At 36.9% G+C, this 12595-nt stretch carries 11 protein-coding genes; 2 read left to right on the top strand and 9 right to left on the bottom strand.

Going from position 1 to position 12595, the window contains the following annotated elements; all coding sequences use genetic code 11:
* Positions 1-6: 6 nt before the first annotated feature.
* Positions 7-1485 (bottom strand): amino acid permease, encoded by a 1479-nt coding sequence (locus RV04_RS08415; protein ID WP_071858012.1) that lies wholly within the window; start codon positions 1483-1485, stop codon positions 7-9.
* Between the two features lie 405 nt (positions 1486-1890).
* Here RV04_RS08415 and RV04_RS08410 point away from each other — a divergent pair, with 405 nt between their 5' ends.
* Positions 1891-3393 carry a helix-turn-helix domain-containing protein gene (locus tag RV04_RS08410; protein WP_071858011.1) on the top strand — a complete coding sequence of 501 codons (1503 nt, stop codon included), beginning with the start codon at positions 1891-1893 and terminating at the stop codon, positions 3391-3393.
* Between the two features lie 444 nt (positions 3394-3837).
* On the opposite strand, the gene RV04_RS08405 is transcribed toward RV04_RS08410, so the two are convergent.
* The 3 genes from RV04_RS08405 to RV04_RS08395 all read right to left on the bottom strand — a co-directional run bounded on the left by RV04_RS08405 (position 3838) and on the right by RV04_RS08395 (position 6405).
* Positions 3838-4791 carry a Gfo/Idh/MocA family protein gene (locus tag RV04_RS08405; RefSeq protein ID WP_071858010.1) on the bottom strand — a complete coding sequence of 318 codons (954 nt, stop codon included), beginning with the start codon at positions 4789-4791 and terminating at the stop codon, positions 3838-3840.
* A gap of 66 nt (positions 4792-4857) precedes the next feature.
* Positions 4858-5472 (bottom strand): TVP38/TMEM64 family protein, encoded by a 615-nt coding sequence (locus RV04_RS08400; protein ID WP_071858009.1) that lies wholly within the window; start codon positions 5470-5472, stop codon positions 4858-4860.
* Positions 5473-5532: 60 nt separating this feature from the next.
* Positions 5533-6405: an alpha/beta hydrolase fold domain-containing protein gene (locus RV04_RS08395; RefSeq protein ID WP_071858008.1), complete on the bottom strand. Its 873-nt coding sequence runs from the start codon at positions 6403-6405 to the stop codon at positions 5533-5535.
* A gap of 158 nt (positions 6406-6563) precedes the next feature.
* On the opposite strand from RV04_RS08395, the gene RV04_RS08390 reads away from it, so the two are divergent.
* A complete protein-coding gene (locus RV04_RS08390) occupies positions 6564-7559 on the top strand; it encodes an acyltransferase family protein (RefSeq protein WP_071858007.1) in 996 nt (331 codons plus the stop codon).
* A 40-nt stretch (positions 7560-7599) separates the two neighbouring features.
* Here the strand turns inward: RV04_RS08390 and RV04_RS08385 are convergent, their stop codons facing one another.
* From RV04_RS08385 to deoB, 5 genes are all read right to left on the bottom strand, one after another.
* A complete protein-coding gene (locus RV04_RS08385; protein ID WP_071858006.1) occupies positions 7600-8787 on the bottom strand; it encodes an iron-containing alcohol dehydrogenase in 1188 nt (395 codons plus the stop codon).
* A gap of 61 nt (positions 8788-8848) precedes the next feature.
* Positions 8849-9601 carry an alpha/beta fold hydrolase gene (locus RV04_RS08380; protein ID WP_071858005.1) on the bottom strand — a complete coding sequence of 251 codons (753 nt, stop codon included), beginning with the start codon at positions 9599-9601 and terminating at the stop codon, positions 8849-8851.
* 143 nt (positions 9602-9744) lie between these two features.
* Positions 9745-10449, bottom strand: coding sequence for a purine-nucleoside phosphorylase (gene deoD, locus RV04_RS08375; protein WP_071858004.1), 705 nt, complete (start codon positions 10447-10449; stop codon positions 9745-9747).
* A gap of 37 nt (positions 10450-10486) precedes the next feature.
* Positions 10487-11305, bottom strand: a complete 819-nt coding sequence (locus RV04_RS08370) for a purine-nucleoside phosphorylase (protein WP_071858003.1) — start codon at positions 11303-11305, stop codon at positions 10487-10489.
* A 28-nt stretch (positions 11306-11333) separates the two neighbouring features.
* Complete coding sequence (deoB, locus tag RV04_RS08365; RefSeq protein ID WP_071858002.1) at positions 11334-12506, bottom strand: phosphopentomutase; 1173 nt, start codon at positions 12504-12506, stop codon at positions 11334-11336.
* Positions 12507-12595 lie beyond the last annotated feature (89 nt).

The raw sequence follows: 12595 nt of genomic DNA, 5'->3' as shown, positions 1-12595 counted from the left end.
TTGTATTTAATGGATCGGATGGTGCAAATCATCCTCTGATTTATCATGACGATGTAATGTCCAATTTCCATGAAATTGGTACATAATTACTGGAATAAAGAAAACTATAATAAACGCGGTCAATAATAACGTCAAATACGTGTGTTTTTGTTGAGCCGTATAGGCAGCTGGTGGAAAGAAGGTTACAACAAATCCAAAAGCAGATAATACCAAACCCAAAATTCCCATAATGACTCTCATCACTTTAGATTTTGCAGCTTTGAAGGTACGATGTAAGTCATCATGTTTCAAAACTAAAACTATATATGATACAAACATCAGCATATACATCAAAGTATAAAGAGCGACGGTTAAACTCATTGCCGTTTGAAAAGATAGATTTGATTTATCTCCACCTGCCCCAAAGGTAAGTACTGCAGCCATGATTGAAACAATCACACCTTGTAAGATCATTACATTCGTCTCAACGCCATAACTATTTGTTTTAGCAAAACTATCAGGCAAATAGCCTTCTTTAGCCGCTTCATACATCCCAGCGTTTGGTCCAACGACCCAGCTACTAATTTCACCAATGATTCCGATGGCTAATAATAAACCAATAAAACATTCAACAAAAGTAACATTAAGCCATGGGAATTGTTGAACCAAAGCGCCATACGCATAAACAATACCTGTACTTAACTGAATTTTAGCATTTGGAATTGTTGCAGCAATCGAAATCGTCCCGATAATATCTGATACAATTGCGCAAATTGCCAACGCCATCATTACTTTAGGATAAATCGATGGTTTCTTTAAATCTTTAACATGTGTTGCTGAGCCTTCTGCTCCTGCAAAAGCTAAAATAAATGGAACAAATCCAACCAATACATTGCCGCTCCAACTTGAGGGTAAGATGGTATGCAGATTAATCTTGATTAACATCGGGTTACCCTTAACTAAATAGGTAATTGTCAAAAAGAGTAATAAGAACACTGGAATAATCACACCGATTGTAAAACTCCATTGTGCAATTTTGCCTGTTACTTTCGTTCCACGTTGTTGGGCAAAAATCAGTCCCCATAAAATAATCATCATAATGATAAATTTGAATAGAGGATTCGTGTTAATAATAGGAACATTGAAAGTTATTGATAAACATCCTATGATAAAATACATCATTGTACACATGCCCACAGTGATATGGATCCATTGGTAAAATAAAGCAGACCAACCTAGACGTTCACCTAACATATGACGTCCCCAAGTGAAAATACCACCTTTACTCCAACCATCTACAGAAGCCATTTCACCCGCAGAACGTGTCACTGGGATGAACCATAAAATACCTGCTAAAAATAGAAAGAACAAAGCTGTCGGTCCTTGTTTAGCAAATGCTGCGAAACCGTACACTGTCATGACCATTGAAGTAGTCATCGAGAATAATTGAACCCCAGTAAGTTGATTATTACTACTTAAAGAATCTTTATTCTCCGTGTTATTCATTTGTGCCACATCCTTTTAAATTCATTGCAATCGAAGTGCGCACTTCCAAACTACAGCCACCATACTAGACTTAAAAAAGGCAAAGTCAAACAGGCTCTGCTCTGAATTATTAGAAGAACTATTAAAAAAATTTTTTCTTACCATGAATGAATTTCTTAGTAATCACACTATTTCTGTAACATAAATCTCTGTTTAAAGAACTCTTTTTGAGAAAAAAATGAATAGTTTTAAAATACGTAGATAAACGTTACATTTTTTTGGAATATATCTCTTATTCCTTGGATTTTATTCAAAAAATAGTAAAAAAAAAATCCTAGCAGTTATCTTTAAAATAATTTTTATACAGCGCCACTTTTTCTCTAATAATTGTCCTCTATACTATAAAATTAAAAAGGAGGAAATCTCATGAATATTGACTTACTATTAGATTTTGAGAGCCATGCTCTTTTTTCCATTTATGTATATTTAGAAAAACACCCTGGAACTCATGATATTAATAACATCTCAGAACAAGTGGGGTTTGAAAAAAGAACGACTCAAAAATATCTTGATCGACTTATTATCCTTTCTAATGATATAAACGAACAAGCTGGAATCAGTCCCATAATCAATGATGGTCATGCTTATCAAATATGCGCAACTAACTACAAAGTAAATAAAGAACTGTCACTAGCCATTTATCATATTTCGATAAAAATTAATCTGCTAGAGGACCTGTTATTAACTAAAGAAAATTCGATGACTTTCTTAACCGAAAAATATAACTTAAGTTATTCGACCTTAAAAAAGGATATTTATGAACTTCGTGATTTTTTAAAAGAGACTAGTCTTTCCCTACATATCCGAAACAATAAATTGATACTAAGCGGTTTAGAACCCACTATTCGACTATTTTTTCTGAGCTTCTTTTGGCAACTTTACGGAGGATACTCCCAACCATTCAAACTCACGAACTCTACCGAAAAAAAGTTAATCTTTGCAAATTTAAGTTTCTTACTCTCAGATCAGATTGATCCTATTACCAGAATCCAGTATGAATATTTGGTTGATATCACGTTGATTCGATACTTATCTGGTCATTATATTCAAGAAAACGAATTGCCAGTAGAGTCGATTCTTATTGGAAATAAATTTATACAATATTTTCAGTTTATAACTGAAGAAAATTTTGCAGTTCATACTAATATCAAAGAAGAAGTATCTTTTTTGTTATTATTTTTGCAATCAAAAATGGCCTTCTATCGGAATATGAATTTCTTTCAAGAGATCAAAAAATATCATAAAGAACTTGATTCTAGCATTTATCAAGCAAACCAATTTTTCTTTCAAAATATTGGGCTATTATTCAACCAATTTCAATTTAACTCTGACAAACTAGAAAAAGAATTATATGTTATTCATACACGGTTGCTATTCAAAAGTTTTTATAATTATGTACCCGTTGGTGAGTACCATACTCTTTATCCTGAAGATATCGGAATCGTTCAACAAAATATTCGAATCCGACTAGAATCTATTTGTCCGCGGAATAGCTTGATTTATTCACACCTCGATTACTCAACTTTTCTTTATGCTGCATTAAGCATCACAAATGAATTTATGACAGATTGTGAACTTTCTATTTTTATTGACGATTCCAAAGGTGAATTTAACTCTATCGGTCTAAAAAAATTTTTCACTATGAGTACTATGGGCCTTGTAAAATTAAATTTTGTTGACTCTAACCGCTTTTTATTAGAGGATGATTCGATTGATTTAATCATCAGTACTAACAAATTTTGCTCTATTGAGAATACTAAAAATAAACCTATTCTTTTTTTAGAATGCACTGATAAATATGAAGATCTTAAACACGTACAAAATATGGTCCGGAAAATTATGAGAAAAAAAGCAATTGTAGATCGGTGATTAAAATTATGCTGCTTTTTTTACACGAAACAAGCTTTTTAGCATTCTGTTACACCATTTGATGATGCTCGTTCAGATATAACGAATAGCCACCAACGGGATTTAAAAAATTATGCTATACTATTTCAAGTTAGTTTCTCTTTCAATTAGGCTAACTGTGATAGATGGTCGACCGACATATTCGACCATCTATTTTTGGAATAAATACACGATTACTGTAAAAAATAATACAAAAAACCTCTTAGAATAAATTCTAAGAGGTTTTTTTCACCAGTATCAAAATGATAGGAAGGTTCTTCGTCCACTAAGCTTCTTCCCGACACGCCTGAAATCCGACAGGTGACTTACGTCATGTGCCTCTGGTATCGAAGGATCTTAAAAAAACTGATCCACTCGACTCGTCGCATGAGACAAACTATAGCACACCTACTCTCCTTTTACCAATCATTTTTGATTGTTTTGATAAATCTTTTCGATTAGCTCGACTGTTTTGATTGTCAATGCTTTCGTAACAATTGGACTTTCGATCAATTTTTCTTTTAAGCAGTCATTAACATGTTCAATCTCAAAAACAAATTCACTCGTTTGTTTATTTCCCAATAACTCCGAAGTCCCATTTCTGTAATGGACTTCGGCTTGATCCGTTTTCCAAAAATTTGGAATAACGATCTGGCCTTGGTCACCATAGATCACTAATTTATTTTCTAAGTCCAAATCTACGGTTAAAAAAATCGTAGCCAACACGTTATCAGGAAAGGACAAAGTGACTTGAGCTTGAGCATCAGATTGTTGGGGAACAAACGCCAAGGTCCCCTTAACTTCTTCCGGTGATGAGGCCAATAAATATTGCAGATACTCTAATGGATAGGTCCCCGCTCCACGTAAGACACCACCGCCCGCATCCAAATCACGGAACCATTTGATATGATCAATATTAGGATAAGAAGTAACCGAATCTAACCAACGGATTCGTCCGATTTTCCCTTGTTTGATCACTTGTCGGACTTTTTCAGTGATTGGAAGAAATAATGCTTTCTGGGCTTCCATCAAAAAAAGATTACGTTCTTGTGCTAATGCAAAAAGCTCGTTGGCTTGATCAACTGTCATCGCAAATGGTTTTTCTAACAATACATGTTTGCCATTTAATAAAGCCTGTTTAGCCGCTACATAGTGTCCTTTATTGTAAACAGCGATGTATACGATATCTACAACATCACTTTGACAGAGTTCTTCATAACTACCAAATGCCTGGGGAATCTCTAATGACTGAGCCATCGCTTGCGCTTTTTCAAGTTTTCGAGAAGCAATCGCCGTCACTACTCCCTCCCGGCTTTCTCTGACTCCGCTAACAAAACGTGGAACAACTTGTGCGGTACTTAGAATGCCATATCGGATCATACTATTCCTCCTAACTAGAATAAAAAAGCTGATAGTGTTCTATCAGCTTTTTTTATTCAATCAAAATCAAATACTTGCGAATGTTTTCTTTAAGACAAATAGACAAACAAAACCATACGAAGCAACTGACCATAATTTGAAAATCAGCACAATTCGTAAATAATCTTTAAACGGCAAATCGGTCATTCCTGCTACTAAGCAAGTCAGGTCATCCGGTAAGAACGGAAAGATAAAACAAACAATCAGTAATCGTTTGATATCTTGCGTATGATCTTGTAACGTCGTTTCGAATTTTTCAAAATTCTTTTGTGATAAAACAAAGCGAGCAAAACGTGGACCATAGCGTCTCACCAATAAAAATAGCAAGACTTCTCCCACGACAAGCCCAATATAACTATATAGAATACCAGGGATATTTCCGAACATCAGCATCCCAACAATCGTCGCAAATCCTCCAGGTAAAAAGGGAACAATCGGTTGAATCGCTTGGACGATAATGAATGCCACTACCGCAAAGCTGCCAAAATTGCGAATAAATTGTTGTAGATCGGCAACGGAGCTAAAAAGACCTGAGCGTCTGATATAGATAAGTAATAAGATAAATGCCGCTAGACCAACGACAGGTAATAGTTGAATCACCTTTTGTTGCCACGGAGCACGACTGTGCGTTTTGGGTTCCAACCTTTTACCCCCTTTTATGATAAAAAAATTATCGGCTTGTTCTATTAAATCATCCGTTTATTATTGATAAAATTCACCGATTTGATCCACATATGGCAACGATTCTTTCAACGGATAGACAACAAAATCATGCATCATCCCCTCAACCACTTCTAACTGCATCGCAGTACCATCGCTACGTTTAACCCGCTCTTGCAACCGTAAAACATCTGGATATAAAATTTCGTCTGTGCCAGCTACAACAAACAATTTTCCTAACTGATCAAAGTTGCCGTAAATAGGTGAAACCATCGGATCAGTTAAAGATAAATTCCCTGCATAATTTTCTCCAGCTTCAGCCAGTAGATCTTTTTCTAATAATACATCTTTTTCTTGAAGTTCCTGTGAACGTGGATCACTTAACGAAGCATCCAACCACGGTGAGGCTAAGGCAATTTTTTGAGGTCGCTTAGGCAAGTCGATATCACGGAGATGCTGTGCCAAACTCATCGCTAAGCCTCCACCTGCAGAATCACCAAACAAATAAAAGTGATCATCCGGATACAGGTAAGTTAACTGTTTGAACGCACGCTCTGTTAATGGGACGGTCGTTTCAGCAGTATTTTCAGGAGCTAAAGGATAATCAAAATAACTAACTTTTAGATTATAACGCTTTACAAACCGTTCTTGAATCTCTTTATGAAAAGGTGATGCCTCTAGTGCATAACCACCGCCATGTAAATAAAAAATATGGCGTTTTGTGGGATGGGCCGGAAATAACGTAATTAATTGATGACCATCAATTTCAGCTATTTTATGAGGCATATCCGTATGAGAAAGTTGGCGACTGATAATCCGCCGGCGTTTCGGGGGATCGACCATAGTTGCGCCGACTAATTTTTTCATATTGATCACTTTAAAAACATTTTTAACTAATTTCGCTGAATAACGCATCGCATTGCTCCTTCGTCTAATTTAATACGGTGAGTTTTCTAAAAAGCCACTTCTTCAAATAATTCCAACAAAAAGAACCAAGGAACTTTTTATTTCGTGCTACAATAGACAAGTAGAGCATTGACTCTACTACTTAAGCATAACGGAATCTAAAGGAGGTGTCCACAATCACACAACCAAAGCGTGAATACCTGTATGACAATATTCGTGGGATTTTGATTTTACTTGTCGTCTTGGGACACGCCCTAGAATATTTTCGTTTAGATAACAAGGTTGGCGCATTTATTTATGTATTTATCTATCTGTTCCACATGCCCGTTTTTATTTTTATTTCAGGCTACTTTTCAAAAAATTTAGCCAAAGGTCGAGCAACAGCCGTCGAGACCTTTTTAGTCCCTTACTTATTATTGAATTTGATTTTATCTTTAATCATGTTGGCCATCGGTAAGATCGACGCCTTTATGATTTTAAGTCCAGGCTGGACGCTTTGGTATTTGTATTGTATGTTCATTTGGCGTTTATTACTACCCGATTTGGTTAAAGTACGACGAATTTTAATTCTAAGCTTTATCATCGGTATTTTTTCTGGTTTTTTAACCGAATTTGGTACTTATATGGCAATGGCACGGACGTTAGGTTTTTTACCTTATTTCTTAGCAGGCTACTTTACCGATCGGTCATTACTCGAAAAAATTTATCATTGGCGTTGGCGGAAAATTATCAGCATCGGGATCATTATCCTGGGCTTGATCGTAGCCTATTTCTGGGTCAAAATCGATCTTCCCCCCGAGATTTTATGGCGTGATCGTTCCTTCTTATTATTTAAATTACCATTATATCAAAATATTTTAGACAATATTTTGCTATATCTCGTTGGTTTTGCTTTTGTTTTTGTCTTTATCAGTTTGGCCGCTCCGAGACCACATTTTTTTACTTCTTGGGGACAAAAAACATTAGCAATCTATTTGCTCCACGTGTATCTTGTTGCACCATTAGTTGAACTGACTGAAACAGTTAAAAATCCGCTCTTGCATCTCCTATTGTTAGTCACAGGGACTCTTCTGATCCTCTATATATTGTCTCGACCAAAAGTAACGACCACACTTCAAAAAACATTGGCTCGTGTTTTACATTTTATTATGCCCAATCATTGATTAAATAGAAAATGGTGACTCATTTAGAGTCACCATTTTTTTATTCGAAATTACTTTCAGTCAAGCAAGCAGTATAAATTTCTTTAACCGCGGCCTCATCTAATGGCACAAACGCATCTGTCTTAATCGTACTGTGAGCGACTGCTTGTTTCGCCATCTCTTCAAATTTTTCTTCATCGATTCCAACTTCAGGCAATGTCATTGGGATACCACAAGCTTTGAAGTAATCGTATAATTTTTGAATCCCAATTCGGGCAGCTAACATGGGAACTTTTTCTTCTACATTCCAAACGTTCCAAGCAAAATGAGCAAATTTATCAACAGTCTCATCATTTAAGCTATACTCCATCCAGCGAGGTGTCAAGATCGCTAATCCAACACCATGAGTGATATCATAAAAAGCACTCAATTCATGTTCCATCGGATGACACGACCAAGCTCCTGGCTTACCATTCCCAGTCAAGCCATTCAAAGCTAATGTGCTTGCCCACATCAAGTTTGCCCGTGCATCATAATCAGTCGGATCTTTTAATGCGATCGGACAATTTTTAATAACCGAACGCATCAAACCTTCAGAAACAGAATCTTGAATATCGGCTCCTTCAGTTCGTTTAAAATAATTTTCAATCAAGTGGCTCATAATGTCAGCTGAACCTGCAGCAGTTTGATATTTATTCACACTAAAAGTATTTTGTGGATCTAAGAAAGAAACTTTTGGTAACATCGCCTTGCTACCTGTTCCTAATTTTTGATGTGTTTCAAGATTTGAGATCACAGCGCCGCTATTCATTTCACTACCTGTAGCTGCTAATGTCAAGATCGTTACTAATGGCAACGCGCCACCTTGATAGCCACGACGTTGTAAAACAAGATCCCATGCATCACCATCAAATTTCGCTGCTGCTGCAACTACTTTGGCACAATCAATCGTTGATCCGCCACCGACCGCTAATAAGACATCGATTTTTTCTTTACGACAGATCTCTGCTCCACGCCGAACAGTTTCAACGCGTGGATTAGGTTCAACGCCCGCAAGTTCAAAAACTTCGTTGCCGTTAGCTTTTAATTGTTCCATCACTTTATCGTATAAGCCGATCTTTTTGATGCTACCTCCACCATATACGATCAATACTTTTTTACCAAATTGGTTCAGAGCTTCTGGCAACTCAGCCAAACGGTCTTTCCCAAAGCGAATATCTGTGGTTACATGAAAATCAAAATTTTCCATTAAAAATTCCTCCTTGTTTCTATTATCTTCATATCTTAAGTCAAATTTTTCGAGAAGGAAACTACTTTCCCTCAACTTTAGCTAAGTTATCAACAAAAAAATCAGCAATTCGATCCATCGTTGCAATTTGAACAAAATGACGCTCCTGAGCGCTGATAAAAGTTAGCGGTAATCCCGGATTTTCTTTGATAAAATCAGCGGTATGGACATAGGGAACTTTTTCATCTTCTGTCCCATGCCAAAAAAATAGCGGCCGATCAGCAACTTTTTCAGGTGCCAATGATAAATCATACTTTTCCAACCATGAGGTGAGTTTTCGATAATCTGTAGGCAAATAAAAACCTAATTCTCTAGCATGATCACAAATCCGTTCCCGATACTTAATCGGAGCGGGTGAACCCATGACACATGCAGCAACATCGATCTCAGGATGTTGTGTCAGTAACATGCATGTCGTAATCCCACCCATTGAAATACCGCCCACTCCAATTTTTCCCATTACTAAACCTAAATTTTCAAAGTAATCAACTAAAAAACCAAACTCATAAAGATTTGTCTGAATACTATCCCAAAAAGTCAGTGACGGAATTTCTGACGTCTTGGTCTTGCGTTCGCCATGATTCGCTGCATCAGGTAGTAAAATACGAAAATGCTTTGCCGCTAGTTTACGCCCTTGAGTCAATACTAATTCTTTCGCGGTTTGCCATCCATGATAATAAATAATCAATGGCAATGGTTCATAGATTTTGTCTTCTTCTACTACTTCAAGTAACGGAATGTTTCCGATCATTCGTTTTCGTACAACGGTTTTCATCTTTGACCTCTCCTTAATAATTAGCTCAGTACCTTTATTATAACGAATCTCACTCAAACGCAACTACTAGAAGACTCTTATTCAAAAACTGCTCTCTTTTAAATAAAAAAACTGATCTCCAAAAATGGAAATCAGCTGAATGTTTAACTAATCAGTGTTTCTAAACCGACATACATCATATCTTTAAATGTATTTTGGCGTTCTTCTGATGTTGTATCTTCTCCCGTCACCATATGATCACTAACGGTCATGATTCCTAATGTTTGAACATTGAATTTCGCACCTAGATAATACAAAATCGCAGCTTCCATTTCAACGCCCAAGACACCATACTCAGCCAAATTGAACGTCGTTGTTAGATCATCTTTATAGAACGTATCTTCAGACAATATGTTACCTACATGGGTCGTAAAACCTTTTTCTTTAGCTACATCGTATGCCTTCATCATCAAATCAAAATCAGCGATTGGGGCAAAGTGAAAACCTGGGAAATGTTTTTCGACCATTGAAGAACTTGTTACCGCTCCTTGTGCAATAATCAGGTCACGAACATGGACAGCTTTAGATAAAGCTCCACATGTTCCTACACGAATCAATTTTTTTACGCCATAGGATTGGATCAGTTCTTGCGCATAAATTCCTGCTGACGGCATTCCCATTCCTGTTCCTTGAACAGAAACACGTTCGCCTTTATACATCCCCGTATAACCTAGCATACCTCGAACATTGTTATAACAAACTGCCTCTTCTAAGAAATTCTCCGCAATGAATTTTGCCCGTAACGGATCTCCTGGTAATAAAATTTTATCAGCAATTTCGCCTTGTTTCGCTTCGATATGAACGCTCATTTTACTCCTCCGATATAGTGTATTTTTTGCTTGCTAATTATAGAACTGCTAATGTTTCTTTAACTAATGTTTTAAAGTCTTCTTTTACTCGTTCAGTTGTTTCAACTACTTCTGCATGATTCAAGTTAGCTTGCATTCCAGCGGCCAAATTCGTGATACAAGAAATACCTAATACTTTCATTCCGCTATGGGCAGCAACGATAACTTCTGGTACCGTCGACATCCCGACCGCATCGGCTCCGATTGTTCGTGCCATTCTAATTTCTGCTGGCGTTTCATACGTTGGGCCGGTCATACCAAGATAGACACCTTCTTGTAAGCCAATTGATAATTTTTTAGCGACTTCACGGGCTTTTTCCTGATACTCTTTCGTGTAAGCCGCACTCATATCTGGAAAACGTGGCCCCATCTCATCATCATTTGGTCCAATCAACGGATTCGTTCCCATAAAGTTGATATGATCTGTAATCAACATTAAATTACCTGGTTGGAAGCCTTCATTCACACCGCCAGCAGCATTCGTCACCACTACTGAATGAATACCTAACTCAGCCATTACACGAACTGGATAGGTCACTGTCTCCATTGGATTACCTTCATAATAATGGAAGCGACCTTGCATCGCTAAAACATTCTTCCCAGCTAATTGACCATAAACTAATTGACCTGCATGTCCAATCACCGTTGATACAGGAAAATGTGGAATTTCATTATAAGGAATAACGATCGGATTTTCGATTTCTTCAGCCAATTCACCTAACCCAGAGCCTAAAATCAAGCCGAAAGCACTATCAGCCACTCCTTTATCTTGGATATAGCTTGCAGTTTGTTTAATTTTTCCTTGTAAGTCTGTCATAAAACCCTCCTGATTTATCTATCTGAATTTATTTTAGTAATTTTAAGAAACTTTCGCCGTTCTCAGTTGCTGGTACGTCAAAGTTTTCTGCAATCGTAGCTGCAATATCTGAGTAATAACCTTGTGGTAATTTGCCTTGTGCTTTCATATTTTTACTATAAACCAACAAAGGCACGTACTCACGAGTATGATCAGTTCCGGTAAAGGTTGGATCATTCCCATGGTCTGCTGTGATCATTAATAAATCATCTTCTTGCATTGCATCTAATATTTCTGGTATACGTAAATCAAATTCTTCAATTGCATGTGCATACCCTACAACATCACGTCGATGACCAAATAGCGCGTCAAAATCAACTAAATTAGTAAAACTTAAGCCCGTAAACTCTTCCTTCATGACAGCTAATAATTTATCGACACCATCCATATTGCTCTTCGTACGAACTGCATCCGTCATTCCCTGACCATTAAAAATATCATTGATTTTTCCAACAGCAATCACGTCCTTGCCATTGTCTTTCAATGCATCTAAAACCGTTTTACCAAATGGATCCAAGGCATAGTCATGACGATTACTTGTCCGAGTGAAGTTTCCTGGTTCACCTAGATATGGACGTGCGATGATTCGGCCGATCATATATGGATCGTCTTTCGTAATATCACGAACATACTGACAAATTTTGTATAATTCCTCTAGCGGAATAACTTCTTCGTGAGCTGCAATCTGTAAAACTGGATCTGCAGAAGTATAAATGATCAAGTCCCCAGTCTTCATTTGTTCTTCACCGAAGTCTTTGATAACTTCTGTTCCAGAATATGGTTTGTTCGCTCCCATGATAATGCCACGACCTGAAAATTCCGAAATTTGATCTAATAATTCTTGTGGGAATCCTTCTGGAAATACTCGGAATGGTGTTTTGATATTTAATCCGGCAATTTCCCAATGACCGGTCATCGTATCTTTTCCTACTGAGATTTCTTCTAATTTAGTCGCGTAACCATCATGATCTGCGACATCCTTTACGCCTTTTAATGGACGGATTGTACCTAATCCAAGTTGTTCTAAGTGTGGAATAGTTAGTCCGGCTTCTTCTGCAATATGACCCAAAGTATCTGAACCTACATCGCCAAATTTTTCAGCATCTGGTGCTTCTCCGATACCAACTGAATCCATTACAACTAAGTGAATACGCTTAAACATTTCAATTCCCTCTTTCTATTTTATCTATCAAATAAGTAGAAATGAATTCCACTCATAACTTACCAATTTAAAGTATAAAAGCTTCTTTT

The organism is Enterococcus hermanniensis (assembly GCF_001885945.1).
GTDB lineage: Bacteria > Bacillota > Bacilli > Lactobacillales > Enterococcaceae > Enterococcus_A > Enterococcus_A hermanniensis.
Note: the sequence above shows the minus strand (reverse complement) of the source record. Positions and strands in the feature narration are given on the sequence as shown.

Bases quoted from the DNA above. Each gene is read 5' to 3' on its own strand.
- RV04_RS08415 (WP_071858012.1), bottom strand. From the start codon at position 1,485: ATGAATAACACGGAGAATAAAGATTCTTTAAGTAGTAATAATCAACTT.
- RV04_RS08410 (WP_071858011.1), top strand. From the start codon at position 1,891: ATGAATATTGACTTACTATTAGATTTTGAGAGCCATGCTCTTTTTTCC.
- RV04_RS08405 (WP_071858010.1), bottom strand. From the start codon at position 4,791: ATGATCCGATATGGCATTCTAAGTACCGCACAAGTTGTTCCACGTTTT.
- RV04_RS08395 (WP_071858008.1), bottom strand. From the start codon at position 6,405: ATGCGTTATTCAGCGAAATTAGTTAAAAATGTTTTTAAAGTGATCAAT.
- RV04_RS08385 (WP_071858006.1), bottom strand. From the start codon at position 8,787: ATGGAAAATTTTGATTTTCATGTAACCACAGATATTCGCTTTGGGAAA.
- RV04_RS08380 (WP_071858005.1), bottom strand. From the start codon at position 9,601: ATGAAAACCGTTGTACGAAAACGAATGATCGGAAACATTCCGTTACTT.
- deoD (WP_071858004.1), bottom strand. From the start codon at position 10,449: ATGAGCGTTCATATCGAAGCGAAACAAGGCGAAATTGCTGATAAAATT.
- RV04_RS08370 (WP_071858003.1), bottom strand. From the start codon at position 11,305: ATGACAGACTTACAAGGAAAAATTAAACAAACTGCAAGCTATATCCAA.
- deoB (WP_071858002.1), bottom strand. From the start codon at position 12,506: ATGTTTAAGCGTATTCACTTAGTTGTAATGGATTCAGTTGGTATCGGA.